This is a genomic window from Luteimonas abyssi, from assembly GCF_001482195.1.
In the GTDB taxonomy this organism is placed as follows: domain Bacteria; phylum Pseudomonadota; class Gammaproteobacteria; order Xanthomonadales; family Xanthomonadaceae; genus Luteimonas; species Luteimonas abyssi.
Window position 1 is genome coordinate 3,062,342 of sequence record NZ_KQ759763.1, and the last position, 24,405, is coordinate 3,086,746.

21 protein-coding genes are annotated in these 24,405 nt (G+C 70.2%); 9 read left to right on the forward strand and 12 right to left on the reverse strand.

Annotated elements, in window-relative coordinates:
• Positions 1-85: 85 nt before the first annotated feature.
• The 4 genes from RG19_RS13270 (at position 86) to RG19_RS13285 (ending at position 4,212) form a co-directional block, all read left to right on the forward strand.
• On the forward strand, positions 86-514 hold the full coding sequence (locus tag RG19_RS13270; RefSeq protein WP_162267078.1) for a CopL family metal-binding regulatory protein: 429 nt from the start codon (positions 86-88) through the stop codon (positions 512-514).
• 124 nt (positions 515-638) lie between these two features.
• Positions 639-2,534: a copper resistance system multicopper oxidase gene (locus tag RG19_RS13275; RefSeq protein WP_058835680.1), complete on the forward strand. Its 1,896-nt coding sequence runs from the start codon at positions 639-641 to the stop codon at positions 2,532-2,534.
• 395 nt (positions 2,535-2,929) lie between these two features.
• Positions 2,930-3,871 carry a copper resistance protein B gene (locus RG19_RS18300; RefSeq protein ID WP_425599730.1) on the forward strand — a complete coding sequence of 314 codons (942 nt, stop codon included), beginning with the start codon at positions 2,930-2,932 and terminating at the stop codon, positions 3,869-3,871.
• Positions 3,872-3,903: 32 nt separating this feature from the next.
• Positions 3,904-4,212: an EH domain-containing protein gene (locus tag RG19_RS13285; RefSeq protein WP_162267079.1), complete on the forward strand. Its 309-nt coding sequence runs from the start codon at positions 3,904-3,906 to the stop codon at positions 4,210-4,212.
• A gap of 190 nt (positions 4,213-4,402) precedes the next feature.
• Here RG19_RS13285 and prpF read toward each other — a convergent pair whose 3' ends face one another.
• The 3 genes from prpF to acnD form a co-directional block, all read right to left on the reverse strand.
• Positions 4,403-5,590 carry a 2-methylaconitate cis-trans isomerase PrpF gene (gene prpF / locus RG19_RS13290; RefSeq protein ID WP_058835683.1) on the reverse strand — a complete coding sequence of 396 codons (1,188 nt, stop codon included), beginning with the start codon at positions 5,588-5,590 and terminating at the stop codon, positions 4,403-4,405.
• 97 nt (positions 5,591-5,687) lie between these two features.
• Complete coding sequence (locus tag RG19_RS13295) at positions 5,688-6,188, reverse strand: SRPBCC family protein (RefSeq protein ID WP_058835684.1); 501 nt, start codon at positions 6,186-6,188, stop codon at positions 5,688-5,690.
• Between the two features lie 43 nt (positions 6,189-6,231).
• Positions 6,232-8,841 (reverse strand): Fe/S-dependent 2-methylisocitrate dehydratase AcnD, encoded by a 2,610-nt coding sequence (gene acnD / locus RG19_RS13300; protein WP_058835685.1) that lies wholly within the window; start codon positions 8,839-8,841, stop codon positions 6,232-6,234.
• 228 nt (positions 8,842-9,069) lie between these two features.
• Between acnD and queD the strand changes: the two genes are divergently transcribed.
• Together queD and RG19_RS13310 are read left to right on the forward strand one after the other, a co-directional pair.
• Positions 9,070-9,426 carry a 6-carboxytetrahydropterin synthase QueD gene (gene queD / locus RG19_RS13305; RefSeq protein ID WP_058835686.1) on the forward strand — a complete coding sequence of 119 codons (357 nt, stop codon included), beginning with the start codon at positions 9,070-9,072 and terminating at the stop codon, positions 9,424-9,426.
• A gap of 257 nt (positions 9,427-9,683) precedes the next feature.
• Positions 9,684-10,085: a phasin family protein gene (locus RG19_RS13310; RefSeq protein ID WP_058835687.1), complete on the forward strand. Its 402-nt coding sequence runs from the start codon at positions 9,684-9,686 to the stop codon at positions 10,083-10,085.
• 85 nt (positions 10,086-10,170) lie between these two features.
• Here RG19_RS13310 and RG19_RS13315 read toward each other — a convergent pair whose 3' ends face one another.
• The 4 genes from RG19_RS13315 to bioD form a co-directional block, all read right to left on the reverse strand.
• Positions 10,171-11,061 (reverse strand): DUF2306 domain-containing protein, encoded by an 891-nt coding sequence (locus tag RG19_RS13315; RefSeq protein WP_082672671.1) that lies wholly within the window; start codon positions 11,059-11,061, stop codon positions 10,171-10,173.
• 367 nt (positions 11,062-11,428) lie between these two features.
• Positions 11,429-14,611, reverse strand: a complete 3,183-nt coding sequence (locus RG19_RS13320; RefSeq protein WP_058835688.1) for a multidrug efflux RND transporter permease subunit — start codon at positions 14,609-14,611, stop codon at positions 11,429-11,431.
• Positions 14,612-14,617: 6 nt separating this feature from the next.
• The gene (locus tag RG19_RS13325) at positions 14,618-15,853 is read right to left on the reverse strand and encodes an efflux RND transporter periplasmic adaptor subunit (protein WP_058835689.1); all 1,236 of its coding nucleotides are present in this window, start codon (positions 15,851-15,853) and stop codon (positions 14,618-14,620) included.
• A gap of 336 nt (positions 15,854-16,189) precedes the next feature.
• The gene (bioD, locus tag RG19_RS13330; protein ID WP_058835690.1) at positions 16,190-16,903 is read right to left on the reverse strand and encodes a dethiobiotin synthase; all 714 of its coding nucleotides are present in this window, start codon (positions 16,901-16,903) and stop codon (positions 16,190-16,192) included.
• A gap of 73 nt (positions 16,904-16,976) precedes the next feature.
• Between bioD and RG19_RS13335 the strand changes: the two genes are divergently transcribed.
• A complete protein-coding gene (locus RG19_RS13335) occupies positions 16,977-17,459 on the forward strand; it encodes a GAF domain-containing protein (protein WP_058836617.1) in 483 nt (160 codons plus the stop codon).
• Positions 17,456-17,827: a TfoX/Sxy family protein gene (locus tag RG19_RS13340; RefSeq protein ID WP_058835691.1), complete on the forward strand. Its 372-nt coding sequence runs from the start codon at positions 17,456-17,458 to the stop codon at positions 17,825-17,827. The genes RG19_RS13335 and RG19_RS13340 overlap by 4 nt, the downstream gene beginning before the upstream one ends.
• Before the next feature lie 196 nt (positions 17,828-18,023).
• On the opposite strand, the gene RG19_RS13345 is transcribed toward RG19_RS13340, so the two are convergent.
• From RG19_RS13345 to RG19_RS13355, 3 genes are all read right to left on the reverse strand, one after another.
• Entirely contained in the window at positions 18,024-19,403 is a 1,380-nt protein-coding gene (locus RG19_RS13345) for an O-antigen ligase family protein (protein WP_058835692.1), read from the reverse strand.
• Entirely contained in the window at positions 19,400-20,515 is a 1,116-nt protein-coding gene (locus tag RG19_RS13350; RefSeq protein ID WP_058835693.1) for a glycosyltransferase, read from the reverse strand. Before RG19_RS13350 ends, RG19_RS13345 begins: the two co-directional genes overlap by 4 nt.
• Before the next feature lie 87 nt (positions 20,516-20,602).
• The gene (locus RG19_RS13355) at positions 20,603-20,803 is read right to left on the reverse strand and encodes a zinc-finger domain-containing protein (protein WP_058835694.1); all 201 of its coding nucleotides are present in this window, start codon (positions 20,801-20,803) and stop codon (positions 20,603-20,605) included.
• Between the two features lie 285 nt (positions 20,804-21,088).
• Between RG19_RS13355 and hglS the strand changes: the two genes are divergently transcribed.
• On the forward strand, positions 21,089-22,471 hold the full coding sequence (hglS, locus tag RG19_RS13360) for a 2-oxoadipate dioxygenase/decarboxylase HglS (RefSeq protein ID WP_058835695.1): 1,383 nt from the start codon (positions 21,089-21,091) through the stop codon (positions 22,469-22,471).
• A 16-nt stretch (positions 22,472-22,487) separates the two neighbouring features.
• Here the strand turns inward: hglS and RG19_RS13365 are convergent, their stop codons facing one another.
• Both RG19_RS13365 and RG19_RS13370 read right to left on the reverse strand, forming a co-directional pair.
• Positions 22,488-23,117 (reverse strand): response regulator transcription factor, encoded by a 630-nt coding sequence (locus RG19_RS13365; protein ID WP_058835696.1) that lies wholly within the window; start codon positions 23,115-23,117, stop codon positions 22,488-22,490.
• A gap of 45 nt (positions 23,118-23,162) precedes the next feature.
• Positions 23,163-24,395 (reverse strand): sensor histidine kinase, encoded by a 1,233-nt coding sequence (locus RG19_RS13370; RefSeq protein WP_058835697.1) that lies wholly within the window; start codon positions 24,393-24,395, stop codon positions 23,163-23,165.
• Between the last annotated feature and the right edge of the window lie 10 nt (positions 24,396-24,405).

A 24,405-nucleotide genomic window follows, 5' to 3' on the forward strand; every position in this document is an offset into this window, starting at 1 on the left:
CGCTGAACCGGCTCAGCCCCCGGGTCCGACGTGCCGGCGCCTTTGGCGTATGCTTCGGCTTCCGCTCCGACCCGGCTTTCACTTCGTGCGACCGCTGCTGCCCCGTCTGTTGCTGTGCGCCATCCTGCTGCTCAACGGCATCGGGTCGGCCGTGGCATCGACGCATGTGGCACTGGCGGCCTGGGCCGGCGGCGTGCCGGTGACGGCCACGCATCGCACCGGTCCGGCCTCCGACACGCCCGCCGCCGACTGCCCGCACACGGCCGGCCAGACCGCGGCGGCCGACGCGCCCGCCGCCGCCCACGCGGCCCATGCCGCGGAGGGTGCGGCCGGCACCGGCGACGCCGAGTGTCTGAAGCTCTGCCTCGAGATCTGCCTGCAGCAATGCCAGGCCATGCTGGCGACCGGTCTAGCCGGCCCGCCCCCCGTGCCGCGGACCGTACTGCCGGTCGACCGGGCCGCCGCGCCCGCCGCCGACGCCGCCTATCCGCCGTTGCGGCCTCCTATCGCCTGACGCCCCCGGCCGCGCACGCGGCCGCTTCACGCCTGCGCGCGGCGCACGCCGACCGCAGTCCGAATCTCGACGACGCGATACGACCGTCGTGGCCACGCGCCCGTGACGGCGTCAGGAGTTCACCATGCACGACCATTCCCCGCCCCCCTTCCCGGAGGCGCCCGCGACGCTGTCGCGCCGCCGCTTCGTCCAGGGGCTGGCCCTGGGCGGCCTCGCCCTCGGTACCGCCGGCTGGCGCCTGCCGGCCCATGCCGCCTCGGCCGATGCACGCACCGGCCCGCAGGTGCTGAGCGGCACCGAGTTCGACCTCGCCATCGGCACCTCGCCGGTCAACTTCACCGGCCGCACCCGCCCGGCGATCACCGTCAACGGCAGCCTGCCGGCACCGATCCTGCGCTGGCGCCAGGGCGACACCGTCACCCTGCGCGTGTCCAACCACCTGCCCGATGCGATGACCTCGATCCACTGGCACGGCATCATCCTGCCGGCCAACATGGACGGCGTGCCGGGCCTGAGTTTCGACGGCATCCACCCGGGCGAGAGCTATCTCTACCGCTTCCGGCTGGGCCAGTCCGGCAGCTACTGGTATCACAGCCATTCGCTGTTCCAGGAGCAGGCCGGGCTGTACGGCGCGATCATCGTCGATCCGGCCGAACCGCTGCCCTATCGCTGGGATCGAGAGCATGTCGTGCTGCTGTCGGACTGGACCGACATGGATCCGGACCGGCTGTTCCGTCGCCTCAAGAAGTACGCCGAGTACGACAATTACTACAAGCCGACCGTGGGCGATTTCATCCGCGACGTGCGTACGCAGGGCTGGGCCGCCACCGTCGCCGACCGCCGCGCCTGGGGACAGATGCGGATGACGCCCACCGACCTGTCGGACGTCAATGCGCACACCTATACCTACCTGATGAACGGCACCACGCCCGCGGCGAACTGGACCGGCCTGTTCCGCTCCGGCGAGAAGGTGCTGCTGCGTTTCATCAACGCCGGCGCGATGACCTACTTCGACGTGCGTATTCCCGGTCTGAAGATGACCGTGGTCGCCGCCGACGGCCTGCCGGTGCATCCGGTGACCGTCGACGAATTCCGCATCGGCGCCGCGGAAACCTACGACGTGATCGTCGAGCCCTCGGGCCAGGACGCCTACACCATCTTCGCCCAGGACATGGGCCGCACAGGGTACGCGCGCGGCACTCTCGCCGTGCAGGGCGGTCTGGAAGCATCGATCCCGGCGGTCGACCCGCGCCCGCTGCTGACCATGGACGACATGGGGCACGGCGGGCACGGCGCCCATGGCGATCACGCGATGCACGGCAGCGGTCACGACGCGCACGCAGGACATCGCGCTTCAGCGGCATCGACCGGTGACCATGCGTCGCATGCCTCGAACGATACGGGTGACGCACACACCGGTCATTCCGGCCATGCCATGGCGGGTGGCGAGCACGACCACGCCGCAATGTCGGGCCACGGCGCCGAGTCGGGCGGCATGCAGGCACACCCGGCCAGCGAGACTCGCAATCCACTCGTCGACATGCAGACGATGACGCCCACGCCGCGTCTGGACGACCCGGGCATCGGCCTGCGCGACAACGGCCGCCGCGTGCTGACCTACGCCGACCTCGCCAGCATCGCCCCCGACGAGGACGGCCGCGATCCCGGCCGCACGGTGGAGCTGCACCTCACCGGCCACATGGAGAAATTCGCCTGGTCGTTCGATGGCATTCCCTTCGCCAGTGCGGAGCCGCTCCGGCTCAACTACGGCGAGCGCATGCGCATCGTGCTGGTCAACGACACGATGATGACCCACCCGATCCACCTGCACGGCGTATGGAGCGACCTGGAGGATGCCGACGGCAACTTCATGGTCCGCAAGCACACCGTCGACGTGGCCCCCGGCAGCCGCCGCAGCTTCCGTGTGCGCGCCGACGCGCTCGGGCGCTGGGCGTTCCACTGCCACCTGCTGTATCACATGGAAGCGGGCATGATGCGCGAAGTGAGGATCGACGCATGAACATGCCCACGATCAGCACCCGCACGTCGCGCTTGCGCACCCGCGCCCCGCTCGCCCTGGCGCTGTCCGCGCTCCTGCCGATGTCGGTCTGGGCGCAGCAGGCAGGCCACGAACACGCCGGCCATGCACCGGCGCGCACGACGCCGCCCGCACCGACGGCCGCGCATGCGCACGGACCCGGACACGCCGCACCGCATGCCCACGAACACGACGACGCGCGGCCAAAGCCGGACGCTCACGCGGCGCATGCCGATTCCGTCCCGAACACACGGCACCAGGCGCACGATGCCCACGGCGAGCACGGACAGCACGGACAGCACGGACAGGCTCGCGGAGCGGACGGGCATACGGACCATGCAGGGCACGCACGCCATGCCGACCACCAGGGGCAGGCCTTGGGGGGCCGCGACAGCGGGCAGCCCGGCCAGGACCCGCACGACGGGCACGGCGGGCACGCCCACCCGACGACACACGCCGAGCCGAGCGGCCACCACGACCATGACGGTCATGCTGGCCACGCGGAGCACGGACGGCAGACGGAGCATGCCGGCCATGCGCCCTCGTCCGCGCACCAGGGGCATGCGGGACGTGGCGCCCACGGCCGCCACGGGGCCGCATCGGATCAGCCGCTCACGCCGATCCCGGCCTTGACCGAGGCCGACCACGCCGCGGCCTTCCCCGAACTCGCCCATCACGCGATGGAACACGCCTCACCCATCACCACCATGGTGCTGTTCGACCGCCTGGAAGCCTGGGATGCCGACCACGGCACCGGACAGGCCTGGGAAGCCACGGCCTGGATCGGCGGCGACATCCATCGGCTCTGGTTGCGCAGCGAAGGCGAGCGCAGCGGCGGCCGCACCGAATCCTCCGACCTGGAAGTGCTCTACGGCCGCAGCGTGACCGCCTGGTGGGACCTGGTCGGCGGCGTCCGCCAGGATTTCCGGCCGCGCGGCCGCACCTGGGGCGCCTTCGGTGTCCAGGGGTTGGCGCCGCACATGTTCGAGGTGTCCGCCACGGCCTATGTCGGCAGCGGCGGCCAGGTGCAACTCAAGGCGGAAGCGGAGTACGACATCCGCTTCACCAACAGGCTGATCCTGCAGCCGCTGGTGGAGGCGACCGTGTCGCTGGAGGACGAGCCGCAGGAAGGCATCGGCTCCGGCCTGGGCAAGCTCGAAGCCGGGCTGCGCCTGCGCTACGAGTTCAGCCGTCGCTTCGCGCCTTACGTGGGTCTGGTCCACGAACGCAATTTCGGCCGTACGGCCGATTACGCCGAGACCGCCGGCGGTCACACACGCGATACCCGCGTGGTGGCCGGCGTGCGGGTCTGGTTCTGATGTACTCCCGATCGACTACTGGAGATTCGACAATGCGCAAGACAATGTTCGCCACCGCCCTGCTCGCCCTCGCCATCGCACCGGCGCTCGCCCAGCAGCACGACCATGCCAACCACGGCGCGCACGCCGGCCACGGTCAGCACGCCGGCCATGCGCACGATCACGGCACCGCCACCGCCGAACTCGACTTCGACCGCCTCGACACCAATGGCGACGGCGCCATCGCGCGCGACGAGCTGCCGGCGGACCATCCGCTGCTGCCGCACTTCGAGATGTCGGATGCGGATGGCGATGGCCGGCTGGACCGCGACGAGTTCGAAGTCGCGAAATCGATGCTTTAAGGGAGGATGTGCCGGCCCTCCCGCATGCGGGAGGGCCCGGAGTGAGGGTCGGGGGGGCATCGCTCGAAGCGCGGCCCTCATCCGCCCCTGCGGGGCCCCTTCTCCCGTAGACGGGAGGAGGGAGAAGTGCAGCCTTGATCCGCTCTGCGAGGCACCTTCTCCCACTCATGGAGGAAGGTCGACCGAGCGGTCAGAACGCGTCGCCCGGCACGCGCACCGCGCCCTCCATCAGGATGCGCGCGCTGCGGCTCATGACCGCCTTGGTCACCTGCCAGCGCCCGTCGGCCTGCACGGCCTCCGCGCCGACCTGCAAGGTGCCGGACGGATGCCCGAACCGCACCGCATTGCGTGCGCCCCCACCGGCGGCCTGGTTCACCAGCGTGCCCGGCACCGAGGCCGCCGTCGCGATGGCGACCGCCGCGGTGCCCATCATCGCGTGGTGCAGCTTGCCCATGGACAGCGCGCGCACGCGCAGGTCGATGGCCTCGGCCGCCACCAGTCGGCCGCTCGATGCCACATAAGTCTCGGCCGGTGCCACGAACGCCACCTTCGGCGTGTGCTGGCGGGTGGCCGCGTCCGCGACGTCGGCGATCAGCCCCATGCGTACGGCACCGTGCGCACGGATCGCCTCGAAGCGGGCCAGGGCCTGCGCATCGCCGTTGATGGCCTCCTGCAATTCGCTGCCGGTGTAGCCGATGGCCGCCGCATCGACGAACACCGTGGGAATGCCGGCATTGATCATCGTCGCCTGCAGGCGGCCGACGCCCGACACGTCCAGGGTGTCGACGACGTTGCCGGTCGGGAACAAGGCACCGCCGTCCTCGCCCTCGTCGGCGGGGTCGAGGAACTCCAGCACGATCTCCGCTGCCGGGAACGTCACCCCGTCGAGCTCGAAATCGCCGGTCTCCTGCACCTGGCCGTCGGCGATGGGCACGTGCACGACGATGGTCTTGCCGATATTGGCCTGCCACACCCGCACCGGGAACACGCCGTCGCGCGGCAGCCTTGCCGGATCGATCAGTCCCGCCGCGATCGCGAACGGCCCCACCGCCGTGCTGAGGTTGCCGCAGTTGCCGCTCCAGTCGACGAAGGCGGTGTCGATCGACACCTGGCCGTAGAGGTAGTCGACATCGTGGTCCGGCACCGACGCCGGCGACACGATCACGCACTTGCTGGTCGACGAGGTCGCCCCACCCATGCCGTCGGTGTGCTTTCCGTACGGGTCCGGCGAGCCGATCACCCGCATCAACAAAGCATCGCGCGCAGGCCCCGCCACGCGTGCGCGCTCGGGCAGATCGTCGCGCCGGAAGAACACGCCTTTCGACGTGCCGCCGCGCATGTAGGTGGCGGGGATGCGGATCTGCGGAGAATGGCTCATTGGCACCACTGACAGGTTGAAGGGAAAAGAGCGGACGTCGGATCAACGATGCCTGCCCGTGGGGTGACGCGTGCCGTGCGGGCGATGAAGACGACCCTCAGGCGCCGTCGGGAATCTCCGGCTCCACCAGCTGCGCCAGCAGCGCCAACGAGTCCTGCCAGCCCTGATAGCAGAAGTCGATCGGGATGGCCTCGGGAATGCCGGCCTGCTCGATGCGCAGTTCGGTGCCGGCGACGCTCGCGGCGAACGTGACCGTCACCCGCATCTCGCCCGGCAGCCCGGCGCTGTCGAAGGCGTCGGTGTGGACGATGCGTTCGTCCGGCACCAGCTCCAGGTAGGTGACCCGGAACGAATGGCCGCCCCCGGTGCCCAGATTGGTGAACGACATCCGGTAGCCGCCGCCGACCCGGGCATCGAATTCGTGCATCGTGCCGGTGAAGCCGTGCGGCGGCAGCCACTTCACCAGGGCGGCCGCGTCGGTGAAGGCACGGTAGACCCGCGATGGCGGCGCGCGCAGCACACGGTGCAGGTGGACGGTGCCGGTACCGGGCGGGGTACCGGTCACGGCGGCGGTGTCGGGGGCGTCGGTCCGGGCCATCGTGAAACTCCTGATCGGTGGATGTGCCTCTGCGACGAACGACTCAGGCCGCTTTCGACGACGCGAGGAAATCCTGCGCGAACCGTTGCAGCACGCCGCCGGCCTCGTAGATCGACACTTCCTCGGCGGTGTCCAGCCGACAGATCACCGGCACCTCGGCCGTCGTCCCGTCCCGGCGGCGCACCACCAGGGTCAGCGTGGCGCGCGGGGTGCGCGCGCCGACCACGTCGTAGGTCTCGGTGCCGTCCAGCCCCAGGGTCAGGCGGGTGGTGCCGGCTTCGAACTCCAGCGGCAGCACGCCCATGCCGATCAGGTTGGTGCGGTGGATGCGCTCGAAGCCCTCGGCCACGATCGCCTCCACGCCCGCCAGGCGCACGCCCTTGGCGGCCCAGTCGCGCGAGCTGCCCTGGCCGTAGTCGGCGCCGGCCACGATGATCAGCGGCTGCTTGCGGGTCATGTAGGTCTCGATGACCTCCCACATGCGCATCACTTCGCCTTCCGGTTCCAGGCGCGCCAGCGAGCCCTGCTTCACCGTACCGTCGACCACGGCCATCTCGTTGATCAGCTTCGGGTTGGCGAAGGTGGCGCGCTGTGCGGTCAGGTGGTCGCCACGGTGGGTGGCGTAGGAGTTGAAGTCCTCCTCCGGCACGTCCATCGAGGCCAGGTACTCACCGGCCGCGCTGTCGGCCATGATCGCGTTGGACGGCGACAGATGGTCGGTGGTGATGTTGTCGCCCAGCACCGCCAGCGGCCGCATGCCGGTCAGCGTGCGCGCACCGGCCAGCGCGCCTTCCCAGTACGGCGGGCGGCGGATGTAGGTGCTCTTCGGACGCCAGTCGTACAACGGCTCGACGGTCGGCCCGCTGTCGACCTGCAGCTCGAACATCGGCCCGTAGACCTGGCGGAAATGCTCGGGCTTGACGCTCGCCTTGACCACCGCGTCGATCTCGGCGTCGTCGGGCCAGATGTCCTTCAGGGTCACCGGCCGGCCGTCGGCATCGGTCCCCAGCACGTCCTTCTCGATGTCGAAGCGCACGGTGCCGGCGATCGCGTAGGCGATCACCAGCGGCGGCGAGGCCAGGAACGCCTGCTTGGCGTAGGGATGGATGCGGCCGTCGAAGTTGCGGTTGCCCGACAGCACCGCGGTCGCGTACAGGTCGCGGTCGACGATCTCCTGCTGGATCTTCGGATCCAGCGCGCCGCTCATGCCGTTGCAGGTGGTGCAGGCGAACGCCACCACGCCGAAGCCCAGCTGCTCCAGTTCCGGCAGCAGGCCGCTCTCGCGCAGGTACAGCTCGACCGCCTTCGAGCCGGGCGCCAGCGAGGACTTCACCCACGGCTTGCGCAGCAGGCCACGCGCATTGGCGTTGCGCGCCAGCAGGCCGGCGGCGATGACGTTGCGCGGGTTGGAGGTGTTGGTGCAGCTGGTGATCGCGGCGATGACCACCGCGCCGTCGGGCATGCGGCCGTCGGCTTCCTCGGCACGGGCGTGGTCGAGATTGCCGGCGATGCCGCGCTCGGCCAGCGCCGAGGTCGGCAGGCGACGGTGCGGGTTGGACGGGCCGGCCATGTTGCGCACCACGCTCGACAGGTCGAAGGTGAGCACGCGCTCGTAGTGCGCGCCGGCGAGATCGTCCGCCCACAGTCCGGCCGCCTTGGCGTATGTCTCCACCAGCGCGACCTGGGCGTCCTCGCGGCCGGTCAGGCGCAGGTAGTCCAGGGTCTGGTCGTCGATGTAGAACATCGCCGCGGTCGCGCCGTACTCCGGGCACATGTTGGAAATGGTGGCGCGGTCGCCGATCGTCAGCGCCGCCGCGCCCTCGCCGTAGAACTCGAGATAGGCGCCGACCACGCGCTCGGCGCGCAGAAACTCGGTGAGCGCCAGCACCACGTCGGTGGCGGTGATGCCCGGCGCGGGACGGCCGGTGAGTTCCACGCCGACGATGTCGGGCAGGCGCATCCACGAGGCCCGGCCGAGCATGACGTTCTCGGCCTCGAGCCCGCCGACGCCGATCGCGATCACGCCCAGCGCATCCACGTGCGGGGTGTGGCTGTCGGTGCCGACGCAGGTATCGGGGAAGGCGACGCCGTCGCGCACGTACACCACCGGCGACATCTTCTCCAGGTTGATCTGGTGCATGATCCCGTTGCCCGGCGGGATGACTTCCACGTTGCGGAACGCATGCCGGGTCCATTCGATGAAGTCGAAGCGGTCGGCGTTGCGGCGGTCCTCGATGGCACGGTTCTTCTCGAACGCCTGCGGGTCGTAGCCGCCGCACTCCACCGCCAGCGAGTGGTCGACGATCAGCTGGACCGGCACCACCGGATTCACCTGCGCCGGGTCGCCGCCCTGGTCGGCGATCGCATCGCGCAGGCCGGCCAGGTCCACCAGCGCGGTCTGGCCGAGGATGTCGTGACAGACCACGCGCACCGGCCACCACGGAAAGTCGAGGTCGCGCCGACGTTCGACGAACTGGGCCAGGTAATCGGCGAGGCGCGACGGATCGGCGCAGCGCACGAGGTTCTCGGCATGCACGCGTGCGGTGTACGGCAGCGAGTCCCAGGCGCCGGGACGGATCGCCTCGACGGCCTCGCGCGCATCGTAGTAGTGGAGGTCGGTGCCGGGCAGCGGCTTGCGATGGTCGGTGTTCATGGGCTGGCGACGGACTCCGTTGGCGGGCCTGGTGCGCGACCGCGGCCCGCGGGCCGCAGACACCGCATCGGTGTGTGCCGGCGCGGCCGATCGCGCATTCGTGAAGCGTCCGATTTTAACGCCGGCACCGCCGCGCTGCCGGAATCCTCGACAACGCACGACCTTGTACGCGCGGGAACCGCCCGCTGCGCTGCGGTATCCTTGCCGCCCCGCGTCCGGCACGGCCCCATGGACATCTTCAAGGTCTTCACCCTCGAGGCGGCACACCGCCTGCCCAACGTTCCCGAAGGCCACAAGTGCGCGCGCCTGCATGGGCACTCCTTCCGGATCGAAGTGCATGTGAGCGGCGAACCCGGTGCCGACACCGGCTGGGTGATGGACTTCGGCGATATCAAGGCGGCGTTCAAGCCGCTCTACGAGCGTCTCGACCACCACTATCTCAACGAGATCGAAGGGCTCGAGAACCCCACAAGCGAGCGTCTCGCGGTCTGGATCTGGGAGCGTCTCAAGCCACGCCTGCCGCAACTGAGCGAAATCGTGGTGCACGAGACCTGCACCTCGGGCTGCCGCTATCGCGGTGGCTGAGCGCGTTCCGAGCACGGACCGCGCTGGGCAGCGACCCCGCTTTCGCGGCTGCGCAGAGGGTCTACGAGGGGCCGGATCGCACTGAATTCTCCGCGATCAGGCCACCTGTTCAGGAAGGCGTCCCGGCAACCCGTTGATTCGAAAGGTGAGTCCCTCCTGCATCGCATGGCCAGCCAATGTTGCAACGCAACAATGGAGCGCTTATGCTGCACCGCACAAACCCGGCAATCCCTGCCGGCCAACCGCAGGATTTCGCCATGTACAACTTCAACGAGCAGTTCACCGCCACGACCCGGCAGTTCGCGGATACGGCGGCGCAGGTCAACCAGCTGGCGCTGAACAATTTCGAGACGATCTTCGGCCTCAATCTGAGCACGCTGGAGAAGAACGCCAGCGCCACCTTCGCCTACTTCTCCGAACTGGCCGAAGCCCGCGACCCGGAAGCCTTCAAGACGCTGCTGCCCAAGGGCGTGCAGATCGCGCGCGAGAACGCCGAGCGCACCATCGGTGCCGGCCAGGAAGCCTTCGCCCGCACGGTCAAGACCCACGAGGCCATCGGCCAGCTGACCAAGGGCCAGCTCGAGTCGGCCACCGCGCAGGCGCAGGCGGCTGCCGAGACGACCGTGAAGCAGGCCAGCAAGGCCGCCAAGGCCGCCTGACCGCGTCGGACCTTGGAAGGCGGGCGAACGCCCGTCTCCACCGCGTCACCGAACCCGGCCGCCCAGCGGCCGGGTTTTTTATTGCCTACCGCAGGGCCTCGAGCATTCCACTGAACATCCGCGGCCCCCAATTGGCCGCGCTGAAATTCCACGTCACCAGGATCACCAGCGCACTCGCGATCGCCAGCAGCCCCGCGGTTCCCAGGCGCAGCGCAGCGCCCCCCGCCTGGCCGCGCGCCCGGATGAACAGCTCCGCGAGCACGAGGTTGGGGACGTAGAAGAAGAACGCCATCACCGCATCGAACACGCCGCTGAACCCCGCACCGACGCCCAGCCCACCGGTGAGCATGAACCACGTGCCGTACTCCATCCGGTAGAGCCATGAGCCGATCGTCAGCGCGAACAGCCGGATCGCCCAGGCCCGGTGCAGCACGTAGCGGCGGGCCCGCGCATGCCGATAGGCCATCGCCGCGCACAGCACCATCAGCACACCGTACAGCCCGAATCCGACGTCCATGACCCAGCCGCCGATCGTGCCGCTGCCCGCGATGAACACCAGGCCGCCCAGACCCGCCAGGCCGGCCGACAGGACGTAGGTCCGTCCCAGCCCGCGATGCAGTCCGGGGACGGTCTGGCGGACACGGGTGATCAGCTGGACCGGACCGAGCAGGAGCAGCACGCCGCCGGCGGCGAAGTGCGCGCCGATGGCCAGCGTCGCCAACGGCGCGGCCATGTCGTAAAGGCCGGGCAACGATTCGTTCCAGCGTTCGCCAGCTCCCCCCAGTGCCGCGCCACCGAAGAATCCGATGATGTAGAGGGCGAAAATGGCCCCGCTGATCCAGCTCACGCCCACCAGCACGCGCGCGCTCCAGCGCAGCGCCTTATCGGGCAGCCCCCCGGCAGACGGCGGGGCATGAAGCCTCGGGTCGAGGGATGACGTACTGCCGGTCGGGGCGGCGTGCTTCGCGATACGCATGGCGATGGGCTCCAGGGAAAGGGCGCGCGGACACCGCGTTCGCGGGGCGGCGCGCTGCCGAAGAGCCGCCGAGCATGGGGGCGACGGATGCGACGGCATAGTTCCGATCCGACATAAAACCTGCCCGATGCTGCAACCCGCGTGGCATCCGATCGGCCGCGACCGAGACATGTCGTTCGCCCGGTCTCGGGAACCGCGGTGAACAGTGACGCGCATCGATGTCGCGCGTCGCGCCCTTGCGTCTCGACGGACGGACCCTGGCGTGGACGACAGACCCTCGCAGCGAAGATCCCGTCGCAGTCGACGATCCAGGTAAAAAAAAACGCCCCCGTCACCGGGGGCGTTTTCGATCATTTCCGGATGGCGATCAGCTTTCCTGCGGCTGGCCATTCTGCGCGTGGTGCTGCGCCTGCACGGCCTGCGACGGCTCGTCCAGTTTGTCGCCCAGCACCCGACGCACGATGATGAAGAACACCGGGATCATCAACAGGCCGAGGAACGTCGCCGCGAGCATGCCGCCGATCACGCCGGTCGCCAGCGCATGACGGGCATTGGCGCCGGCACCCGACGACAGCGCCATCGGGGTCACGCCCATGATGAACGCGAACGAGGTCATCAGGATCGGGCGGAAGCGCAGCCGCGCCGCCTCGATGACCGCCTCGGCGAGCTTCTTGCCCTCGACCAGCTGCTGCACCGCGAACTCCACGATCAGGATCGCGTTCTTCGCCGCCAGGCCCATGACCGTGACCATGCCGATCTTGAAGAAGATGTCGTTGGACAGGCCGCCGCGCAACATCGTGAACAACACCGCGCCCAGGATGCCCAGCGGCACGATCAGCAGGACCGCGACCGGGATCGACCAGCTCTCGTAGAGTGCCGCCAACGCCAGGAACACCACCACAACCGACAGCACCAGCAACAATGTCGCCGTGTTGCCCGCGATGATCTCCTGGTAGGACAGGCCTGCCCAGTCGTAACCGAAGCTGTCGGGCAGCTCGTTGTCGACGATGTCCTCCATCGCCTGCATCGCCTCGCCGGAACTGCGACCGGGCGCGGCGTTGCCGACGATGTTCACTGCGGCATAGCCGTTGTAGCGGGTCAGCGACGGCGAACTGGTGATCCACTCCGACCGCACCACGTTCGACAACGGAATCATCCCGCGCGAACCGTCCTCGGTCGGCTGCGACGACGGGGTGTAGATCCGGTCGAGCGAGCCGGCATCGGTCCGGTAGGCCGCATCGGCACGCATGTTGACCCGCTTCACGCGGCCGTCGGAGAAGTAGTCGTTGACGTACACCGGCGCCAGCATCAACTGGATCGCGCTGTAGATGTCCTGCACCGACAACCCCATCGACTGCGCCTGCACGCGATCGAGCGACAGCTTCAACTGCGGCGCGTCTTCGACCGTATTGGGGCGCACGCCCTGCAGCACGTCACCCTGCTGCGCCGCCAGGCCCAGCAACTGGTTGCGTGCCTCCTGCAAGGCCTCGCGGCCAGCGCCGCCACGGTCCTGCAGATACATGTCGAAGCCGCCGAACTGGCCCAGGCCCTGGATGGTCGGCAGATTCACCACGAAGATCTGCGCATCGGGGACGCCCATGTACAGCGCCCCATTGGCCTGCTGCACGAAGTCGTCCACGGTGCCCTCGCGATCGCCCCAGTCCTTGAGGCGGATGAAGCCCATACCGACGTTCTCGCCCTGGCCGATGAAGCTGAAACCGGCCACCTGCAACAGGCCTTCGAAGCCCTCGACCTGTTCGAGCGTGCCGCGAACCTGCTCGAACACCGCCTGCGTCCGCTGCAACGTCGAACCCGGCGGCAGCTGCACGATCGCCATCGCGTAGCCCTGGTCCTCGTCGGGCACGAAGCTCGACGGCAGACGCGTGTACAGCACGCCGGTGATCACCACCACCACGGCGAACACCGCCATCCAGCGTGGCGCGTGACGCACCGCGCCGCCGATGTGGCCGACGTACACGTCGCTGACCTTGTCGTAGTACTTGTTGAAGGTCCGGTAGACGACGTTCTGCTTCTTCTCACCGGCCGGCGCGTGCGGCTTGAGGAAGGTCGCGCACAGCGCCGGCGTGAAGCCCAGCGCGAGGAACGCCGAGAACGCCATCGAGATCGCGATGGTCAGCGCGAACTGGCTGTAGATCTCGCCCGAGGCGCCGCCCTGCAGTGCGCTGGGAATGAACACCGCCGCGAGCACCACGGTGATCGCCACCACCGCGCCGGTGATCTGCTCCATCGCCTTGATCGTGGCCGCATGCGGCGACAGATGCTCCTCGGCCATGATGCGCTCGACGTTCTCGATCACGATGATCGCGTCGTCGACCACGATGCCGATCGACAGCACCATCGCGAACAGGGTGAGCTGGTTGACCGTATAGCCGATCAGCGACAGGCCCAGGAACGTGCCCAGCAGCGCGATCGGAATCACCAGGGTCGGAATGATCGTGGCGCGGAAGTTCTGCAGGAACAGCAGCATCACCAGGAACACGAGGCCGACCGCCTCGAGCAGGGTCACGACGACTTCCTGGATCGCGATGGTCACGAAGGTGGTGCTGTCGTACGGCGTGAACCACTCGACCCCTTCGGGGAAGCTGGCCGAAAGCTCGTCCATGCGCGCGCCGACCGCCTGCGCCACGCTGAGCGCGTTGGCACCCGGCAGCAGCTGCACCGCGAACGCACCCATCGGCACGCCGTTGTACTGGGTGTCGAACCCGTAGCCGACCGGGCCTTCGTCGATGCGGGCCACGTCGCGCAGGCGCACGGTGGAGCCGTCGTTGTCGGCACGCAGGATGATCCCACCGAACTCCTCGGGCGAGCTGAAGCGGCCTTCGGCCGACACCGTCGCCGTGAACCCCAGGCCGTCGGGCGCGGGATCGCTGCCGATCGCGCCGGCCGCGGCCTGCACGTTCTGGCTGCGCACCGCGGCGATCACCTCGGAGGCGGACAACTCGTAGCCCTGCAGGCGCTCCGGGTTGAGCCAGATGTTCATGGCGTACTCGGAACCGAACTGCTGGGTACTGCCGACGCCGGGGACGCGCGCGACCTGCTCGATGATCCGCGAGCCGACCAGGTTGTTGAGCGCGTTGCGATCGAAGTCGGGATTCTCGGAGCGCAGCGCGACCACCATCAGGAAGCCCGCATTCGCCTTGGCCACCACGACGCCCTGCTGGGTCACCTCGGTGGGCAGGCGCGGCTGCGCCAGCGAGACGGCGTTCTGCACCTGCACCTGCGCGATGTCGGCGTCGGTGCCGGTTTCGAACGTCAGCGTGATGGTGCTGCCGCCGTTGGCATTGGATTCGGAGCTGAAGTAGAGCAGGTTATCCAGGCCGGTCATCTGCTGCTCGATGACCTGGGTGACCGCCTGCTCCGTCGTCTGTGCATCGGCGCCCGGATAGGTCGCCGACACCGTGACCTGCGGCGGCGCGACGTTCGGGTACGACTCCACGCCCATGTTGAGCATGGCGATCAGGCCCGCCAACGAGATCAGGATGGAGACGACCCAGGCGAAGACCGGGTGGTTGATGAAAAACTTGGGCATGACCGGTCAGTCCTGCGAGTCGGCGGGGGTCGCCTGGGGGGAAGCATCCGGTGCGGCGTCCTGCGCGGCGTCCTCGGCCGGAGCGGCCTGCGGCGCAGCGGCGCCGTCGGCCTGCCCGGCCTGACCCGCGGCCTGCGGCGGCTGCCACGGCACCGGAACCGCCGGAGCATCCGGCTGCACGCGCTGCAGGCCGGACACGATCACCCGCTCGCCCGGCGAGAGGCCTTCGCTGACCACCCACTGGCCGCCCTGCGCGCGGGCGGTCACGATGTTGCGGCGCGCGACCACGTCGCCATCGGCCACCACCATCACGTAGGCGCCCGAATGGTCGCGCTGCACCGCTGCCTGCGGCACCAGATACAGGCCGCGCTGGGCACCGAGCGTCGCCTTCAGGGTCACGTAGGCACCCGGCAGCAGACGCCGGTCCGGGTTGGGCAGAGTGGCGCGCAACGAAACCGCGCCGGTGGACGGATCGACCACGTCGCCGGAGAAGTCGATTTCGCCCGGCTGGTCGTAGACCGTGCCGTCGCCCAGCAACACCTCGACGCTGGCCGGCCCGCTCTGCTCGAGCTGGGCGCCACGGATTTCCTGCAGCTCGCCCACGCTCATGGAGAAGTTCACGTAGAGCGGGTCGATCTGGTCGACGGTGGTCAGCAACGTCGGCGTGCCTTGTCCCACCAGTGCGCCTTCGGTGACCTGCTGCTGGCTCGCGCGTCCGGAGATCGGCGCGCGGACCGTGGCGTAGCCGAGATTGATCTGCGACGACTGCAGCGCGGCCCGGGCGGACTCCACCGAAGCGGTGGCGCTGCGCTCGGCGGCGAGAGCGTTGTCGAGATCGGCGCGCGAGATGAAGTTCTGCGGTGCGAGGCTACGCGCGCGTTCGGCGGCCGCACGGGCATTGGCCGCGTTGGCCTGCGCCTGCGACAGCGACGCCTGCGCAGCGCTCAGATCGGCCTGATACGGCGCCGGGTCGATCCGGAACAGCACGTCGCCCTCGTTCACGTCGCTGCCTTCCTGGTACAGGCGCTCCTGCAACACGCCCGGAACCCGCGCGCGCACGTCGGCGCTACGGTATGCGCCCAGGCGCCCGACGAGATCCTTGGTCAGCGGCACGGTGGCCGGCTGCACGGTGATCACCCCCACTTCCGGGGGCGGCGGGGCCTGCTGCTCCTGTTCGCCACCGCAGGCGGACAGCACAAGGGCAACAGCGGCAAGCGCAAGCAGGCGCGGACGCATCGACATGGGGAACGGCTCCGTGGACGGGGGAAGGCGGCGCACATCGGTGCCGCCAATTGCTATACCAATGAGTACAGGATTGAAATTCTAGCAGTCGCGTGCCGGAAGTCACCAGCGTTTTCGGGAAACCGACGACGATGACCCCCGCCTGGGCGCGCACATCGCCCTGGATGCCGTTTTCCGCCTCCGGGCAGCCCTGCGGCGTGACCGGCTTCCCGATTCCAGACGCCGGCAATGCCGCCACCACCTCCCGCCTGGCGTCGCCGTGGTGGCGGCACCGGGCTCGGACGGCACGGCCGCGGCCGGTGGCCCACAGCGCCTACGCCGTCAAAGTGTTTCGGCCTATCCGCGCAGACGCCGCCAGTCCGCCGGCAACCGCACGTGGCCGGCCGCCTCCGAGGCCAGCGGTTCCGGCCGGTGGGGAAGAACGCCGAGGCAGGGCGCCGGCAGGGCATCGCGGACCAGTTCGACGTAGCCGGGCTGATCCGCGAACGCCGGGTCCAGCGTGCTGCCGATCCAGCCGGCCAGCCGCATGCCGTCGGCGGCGATCGCGCGCGCGCTCAGGCGCGCATGATTGAGGCAGCCGAGGCGAAGACCGACCACCAGCACGACGGCATCCACGTCCAGCGCACGGGCGAGGTCGGCGTGTTCGAGACCGTCGGCCAGCGGCGCCAGCCACCCGCCGGCGCCCTCGATCACGACCACGTCGCAGCGCGATCGGAGCTGGCCATGCGCGGCCAGCAGCGCCTCCCGCGCGACCGTCACCCCGGCCGCGCGTGCCGCCAGCTGCGGCGCGGTGGGCTCGGGCAAGGCGTAGGGATTGATGTCCGAATAGGAAAGACCCGGCTCGCCGGCGGCCAGAAGCGCCAGCGCATCGTCGTTGCGCCAGCCGTCGTGCGTGTGCACGGCACCGCTGGCCACCGGCTTCATCCCGCCGGCGCGCAGGCCCGCGGCACGCAGCGCATGCAGCAGGGCACAGGACGCCAGGGTCTTGCCGACCCCGGTGTCGGTGCCGGTCACCATCAGGGTGCCGGGGATGGCGGAATCCGACGACATGGATGCATTCATCGGCGCATTGTCGGCCAAACCCGGCGCGGGCCGCACGGGAAGGCGTTGCTACACTGCACGCATGTTCACATCCCAGCCCCTGTCAGGCGACAAGCCCGATCAGTACGCACAGCTCGCGGCGCAGGCGCGGGCCCTGGTGCACGGCGAGCGCGACCGCGTCGCCAATGCCGCCAACCTGTCCGCGCTGGTCGCCCACGCGCTGCCCGACCTCAACTGGGTCGGCTTCTATTTCTACGACGGCCGGGAACTGGTGGTCGGCCCGTTCCAGGGCCTGCCCGCCTGCGTGCGCATCCCACTCGAGCGCGGCGTGTGCGGCGCGGCAGCGCATACCCGCACCACCCAGCGCGTGGACGATGTGCATGCGTTTCCCGGACATATCGCCTGCGATGCCGCCTCGCGCTCGGAACTGGTCGTCCCGCTCGTCGTCGGCGACACGCTGATCGGCGTCTTCGATCTCGACAGCCCCCGCCCCGCCCGCTTCGACGCCGACGACCAGGCCGGCCTGGAAGCGATCGCGCGGATCTTCGAGGATGCGCTGCGATGAGTGCCGCGAAACTGCGCAACGTGGGCCCCAAATCGGCCGCGTGGCTGCGCCAGGTCGGCCTGCGTACCCGTGCCGACCTGGAGGCTGCCGGCCCGGTGGAGGCCTACATGCGCGTGCGCCGCGCCGGCTTCCGACCCAGCCTGAATCTGCTCTACGCCCTGGAAGGCGCCTTGCTGGACTGCCACTGGCAGGAGGTGCCCGACGCCCGGCGGCAACAACTGGTCGCCGAGGCCGAAGCGGCCGTGGCCGAACTGCCCGATCCGCGCCGTCCGCCCGCGGCCCCGGTGGTCACCCGGCACATGGACGGCGGCGGCGAGGCAACCCGCGACGCCGGCGACACCGCGGACGACACCCCGGAGCCCGACTGACCCCGGGACCCGGGGGAAACGACACCCGCGCGGAAGGCGCACGCTCGAGGGGCAGGGCCTCGAAGATCACGTCGTCGAAGACCACGTCGTCGAAGATCAGACCTTCGAAGGCCGCGCACTCGACGGTCACGGCGCCGCCCGACCTCGGACGGGATCGACGATTCGCTCCTCCGCGGCGCCGATCGCCCTGCGACGCTCACCGCGGCTCGGCGGCCGCCTGTCGCGGTCGCGGCACCTCGCCCCCATCGAGCTCGCCCGCGCCGCCATCACGCCCCGGACGGCCGAGCAGACTGCCGGCGTAGAGCGCGGCCAGCAGCAGGGTCAGGCCGCCCCAGAACGTCGAATAGAACGCCAGGTGCGTGTTGAACGGGAACACCGTCACCACCAGTGCGAGCATCGCCGGTCGCGCGCGCTCGCGCGCCGTGGCATCGGCGAAACGCCAGGCCCGCCATGCCATCGCCACGCCGGCCAGCCACAGCAGCACGCCCGCGATCCCGGTCTCGGCCGCAACCTCCAACACGATCTGATGCGCGTGCAATGCCGGACCATCGCCCCACACCGGTGGCTGGTCCGGATACGGATCGCAGTCCTCGAACGCGGCCCGGAAGCCACGCGCGCCCACTCCGTTGATCGGCGAGTCGCCGACCATGCACAGCGCCGACTGCCAGATGCGCGCCCGGCCCGACAACGCCATGTCGACGCCGGACTCGTCGGCGGTCAGCAGGTGCGCTGTGCGGTTCACCCGCTCGCGCACCTGCGGCGAGCCGGCGGTGAGTGCGACCAGAATCGCCGCGCCGACCGCGAACACCACCAGCAGACGCTTCCAGCCCAGCAACCGCCAGCCCGAGAACAACAGCACCAGCGCGTAGGTCAGCCACGCCGCGCGCGCGCCTGCGAGCAGGATCACGATGCCGACCGCCGCGGCGGACGCGACCCAGCCCCACATGCCGTAGCGGCGACCGGCGACATAGAGCAGGAACGGCGAAAGACTGGCCAGCACCACACCGATCTTCAGATTGCACGGCCCGAGGATGCCGCTGAGGCGATCCACGTTGGCCACGTCCTCGGCACTGCACATGGGGCTGCTGCTGATCAGCTGCTTGCCCGCATCCAGGCCCCAGAACAGCGGGCTGACGGTCCCGAACACGCCTTCGACCAACGCATCGACGGTCCAGATCGCCGTGATCACGGCCATGCCGACCAGGGTGATGCGCAAGCCGCGCCGGTCGGCGACCGCCGCCGCCACCAGCCACAGGAACGGCAGGTAGCGGACATCGACCACGGCCTCCTTCACCGTCCGGGCGGGATCCACGGCCCCCACCACGGAGATCACCTCCGGCACCCAGTAGGCGCAGAACAGCACCGTCGTCAGCGCCCAGGCCTGGGCGCTCAGCAAGGCCTTGCCACCGCGGAAGCGCGCCTGCAGCAGGCGCACGATCGCGATCAACGCACCGAGCACCATCACCCCTTCCGCGTAACCGGGCATCGGCCACAGCGCGACGAAGGCGAGCACCCAGTGCGGCGCCCAGCGCCATCCGGGCGTGTCGGGCGTGGAAAGATCAGACGACGGCTTCATGCACGGAGTTCCGCATAGACAGCGAGCGTGGCGGCCTGCATGGCCGCGAGGGTGTCGGGCATCGTAGCAATTGCAGGGGGATCGCCCGGATCGAGCAGCGCGCGCGCGCCGGTGGCGAGCGCATCGGCGTCGAATGGCGTCACCGCACCGGCGGGCAGCCAATGCGTCAGCAACTCGCCGACGCCGCCGTGCGCCCAGCCGAGCACCGGCCGGCCGGCCGACAGCGCCTCGAGCACGGTCCGGCCGAACGCCTCGGGCTTGCGCGACAGCTGCAGCACCAGATCGGACGCCGCGTAGGCCTGGGCGATCGCGTCGGTCGGCGCGGTCAGCACCAGAGCCTCGGCGACGCCGGCCGACGCCGCCTCGCGTTCGAGTTCCTCGATGTAGCGCTCCCGACCGGCCTCGCGCGCGCCCGGCATCCACAGACGCGCATCGGTCCCGTCCGCGCGCAGGCGCGCCAGCAGCGCGATGCCGTCGGCGTGCCCCTTGAGACGGGTGCCGCGCCCCGGCAACAGCAGCAGCGGACCGTCGCCGGCGAGGGCCGGATGCAGACCCGCCACCGCGGCACGCGCCTCGGGGTCCGGATGCGGCCGGCGCGGGAACGCCGCCGGCGCGATGCCCCGTGGGATCACTCGCAGGCGCGACGGATCGGTGGCGGGATAGTGTTCGAGCACGTAGGCGCGCACTGTGTCGGACACGCAGATCACCCGCTCGCCGCGGGTCATGATCGCGCTGTAGCGCGACGGCGAGTTCAGCCCGTGCACCGTGGTCACGAAGGCCGGCCGGGTCTGCGCAGGCATGCCCTGCAGCGCGCGCCAGCCCAGCCAGGCCGGCAGACGCGACCGCGCATGCACGATGTCGGGCGCCAGTTCGGTGAACAACCTGCGCAGGCCGCGGGCGTGGCGCAGGGTCAGCAGCGACTTGCGGCCGATGTCGAGGGCGACATGTTCCGCACCCGCGGCCTCGAGGCGGGCGACCAGACGCCCGCCCGCCGAAACGACCACCGCACGATGGCCGGCGACGACCAGCGCCTGCGCGATCTCCAGCGTCGACCGTTCGACCCCGCCCGACTGCAGCGCGGGCAACAGCTGCACGACGGTCAGGCGGCGCACGGCACCTCCCGGCAGCGCACCGGGTGCCTCGACGCCACCGATGCACGCACAGGCACCCCCTCCGGGCCGCGCGACCTGCGCACCGGCTCAGTCGACCAGGACGAAGTGCGCTCCGCAGTACGGACAGTCCGCCTCGCCGCCCTCGGCCTCGATCGGCAGGTACACGCGCGGATGCGAGTTCCACAGCGCCATCGACGGCAACGGGCAGCTCAGCGGCAGATCGCCGCGGCGGACTTCGTAGCGCTGCTGGGCGTTGGCTTGTTCGGGACGGGCTTCGGCGGCGGACATGGCGGCGGCATCGAACGGCGGACAGGCGCCTAGTCTACCGCGGACGTGGCGTGCCGATCGGGCTTCCGGCCCCGTATTCGCCGGATCGCGCGCCCGGGTGACCCGGCGCCACACCCGCCGTCCGCCGTGCCCGCCTTGCGCGGCGTCCACACAGCCCGGCGCTCCGCGACGCGTATTCCCTCCAGCCGGACCGACTACCGGCCACCCCCACCCCGGGTACTCCACCGGCACCGGAAACGCGGCATCGGCGAGAATGTGCGGCTCCCCGCTGCGCATCTCCTGCCCATGACCACTCCCGCCCCCGGCCACGTTTCGCCCGATGCCATCCGCACGCTGTTCGCACAGGCGATGTCGACGATGTACCGGACCGAAGTCCCGCTGTACGGCACCCTGATGACGCTGGTGACGGAGACGAACGCCGAGGCGCTCGCCGCCGACCCCGCCCTGGCCGGGCGTCTGCAGCGCAGCGACGCGCTCGACCGCCTGGACGCCGAGCGCCACGGCGCGATCCGCGTGGGCAGCGCCCGCGAGCTGGGCATCCTGCGGCGCATGTTCGCGGTGATGGGCATGCGGCCGGTGGGGTATTACGACCTGTCCGTCGCCGGCGTGCCGGTGCATTCGACCGCGTTCCGGCCGGTGGAAGCGCAGGCGCTGGCTCGCAACCCGTTCCGCGTGTTCACCTCGCTGCTGCGGCTGGAGCTGGTCGAGGATCCGGACCTGCGCCGGCGCGCGGCGGACGTCCTGGACCGGCGCGAGATCTTCACCCCCGCCGCGCTCGACCTGATCGCACAGGCCGAACGCGACGGCGGGCTGGGTGAGGCCGACGCGCGGCGTTTCGTCGCCGAGGCGCTGGAAACCTTCCGCTGGCACGGCGAGGCGACGGTATCGCAGGCCGAATACCGCGCCCTGCACGACGCCCATCGGCTGATCGCCGACGTCGTGTGCTTTCCCGGTCCGCACATCAACCACCTCACCCCGCGCACGCTCGACATCGACGCCGCACAGGCGGCGATGCGTGCCCACGGCATCGCCGCCAAGGCCGTCATCGAAGGCCCGCCGCGTCGGCACTGTCCGATCCTGCTGCGCCAGACCAGCTTCAAGGCACTGGAGGAAGCCGTGCGCTTCCCGGCCGCGGACGGCCGCAGCCACGACGACGATTCCGGCACCCACACCGCGCGCTTCGGCGAGATCGAACAACGCGGCCTCGCGCTGACGCCGAAGGGCCGCGCCCTGTACGACCGCCTGCTCACCGAGGCCCGCGATGCGGGCGGTGCGGGCAGCACCGGCGACGATTACGCCACGCGCCTGCAGGCCGCATTCGCCGCATTCCCAGACGACGACGACACCCTGCGCCGCGAAGGCCTGGGCTACTACCGCTACGCGCTGACCGATGCCGGCCACGCGGACCCGACGGCCGTCGCCGGACGATCGCCCGACGCGGCCATCGCCGCCGGCCTGGTCACCGCCGACCCGATCGTCTACGAGGACTTCCTGCCGGTCAGCGCAGCCGGCATCTTCCAGTCCAACCTCGGCGGCGGCGAGCAACGCGCCTATGCCGCGCAGGCCAACCGCGACGCCTTCGAAGAGGCGCTCGGAACAGCGGTGCACGACGAGTTCGCGATCTACGCCGGTCTCGAGCGCGACTCGCTGGCCGCACTGGGATTCTGATCGTCGCCTCCTCGCGTCACAGCCAGCCTTTCTGGCGCGCGAGCCGGTAGGCCTCGATGCGATTGCCCACGCCAAGCTTGCCGATCGCATCGGACAGGTAATTGCGTACCGTGCCGTGCGACAGCTTCAGGCGGGCCGCGATGTCCGCCGCACTCATGCCCTCGCCAGCCAATCGCAGTGCCTGACGCTCGCGCTCGCTGAGCGGGTCGGGCTCGCTCCAGGCATCCAGGGCGAGCTGTGGGTCGATCGCGCGCCCACCGGCATGCACCCGGCGCACCGCATCGGCCAGTTGTTCGGCCGGCGCATCCTTGAGCAGGTAGCCGCCGACCCCGGCCTCCAGCGCCCGACGCAGGAAACCGGCGCGGGCGAAGGTCGTCACGATGACCACGCGCACCGGCAACGCCTGCCGCTGGATGCGCTGGGCGAGTTCGAGTCCAGTGAGGCCCGGCATCTCGATGTCGGTGACCAGCACGTCGGGGTGCTGCCGCTGCAGTGCGCGCCACGCGCTCTCGCCATCGGCGGCACTGCCGACCACCTTGAGGTCCGGCTCCAGATCGAGCAGCGCCGCGAGCGCGCCGCGCAGCATCGCCTGATCCTCGGCGATGAGGATGCGCAACGGTGCATCGGCGGTCGGCAGGCAGGACATGCCCGGGACCTTAGCAGGCAAGACGCACGCGCGGCCCGCCCCGCATCACCGCGCCGCCTCCCTCGTCGCCGGCACGTGTCGGGTCGCGTCCAGCGGCACCCACACCTCCAGGCAGGTGCCCGCCGCGCCGCTGTCGATGCGCACCCGGCCTCCCAGCGCCTCGAAGCGCTCGCGCATGCCGGTCAGGCCATGCCCGGGTGCGATTGCGCCGCCCCGTCCGTCGTCGCGCAGCCGCATGCGCAATACGGCCGCCTCGCCGTCGCCCCCGGGACGATCCCCCGCCGGTTCGCCGGTGATGTCCACGCGCACCCGGTGCGCCCGCGCGTGCCGCTGCACGTTGGTCACACCCTCGCGCAGCGCGAGCGCCAGCGCGGTTTCCACCGCCTGCGGCAGGCGGGCGTGCGACGCCGCGGCGTCGAGGGCATAGTCGAATGCGACGCCATCGGTTTCGAGCAGCAGACGCGCGGCCGCCAGTTCGCCGGCGAGACCGGCAGCGCGAATACCACTGACCGCCTCCCGCACCTGCGACAGCGCATCGCGCGCGATGCTGCCGACCTCGACGATCTCACGCTGGGCACCGTCCCGATCCCGTGCCATCAGCTTCGCCGCGAGATCCGCCTTGAGCGCCACCATCGACAGCGTGTGCCCGAGCAGGTCGTGCAGATCGCGCCCGATGCGCTCGCGCTCCGCCACCGCGGCCAGTCGTCGGACCTCGTCGTGCGACAGCCGCAGCGCCGCGTCCTGGACATGGCGCAAGCGCTCCACGTGCACCAGCAGGCCGATCACCATCGTGGTCATCGGCATCCAGACCAGCACCGGCCATGGATAGCCGAGCACCCGCGCCCACCCCATCAGCAGTGCATTGAGCACGGCCAGCATGAGCACGTACCGCCACAGCGACGCCCGCGCCAGCACTCCCAGGAACACGCATCCGAACACGAAGTAACTCAGCCCCGAGACGTACCACGGCAGCAGGACCAGACACAGCAGGATCATCGCCAGGGCGCACCACGGCGCGCGCCGGGCGGGCAATACGAGTGCACCGGCAAACAGCGCCAGGAACAGTGGATAGGATGCCAGCGTCAGCATCAGCCAGCGCAGGTCGTAGCCGGCCGGGGTGAAAAGCGGCACCACGAACACCCACATCGACCACAGCGCATGCAGGCCTTCGCCCCACGCCGGACGGCCCTGCCGGCGCGCGATGCCGAGCACCGAGTCCGGGGCCGCGGGCAGGCGCGGCCGCCACGAGGCGCGCGCGCTGCTGGATTGCGCTGTCATCCCAACTCCC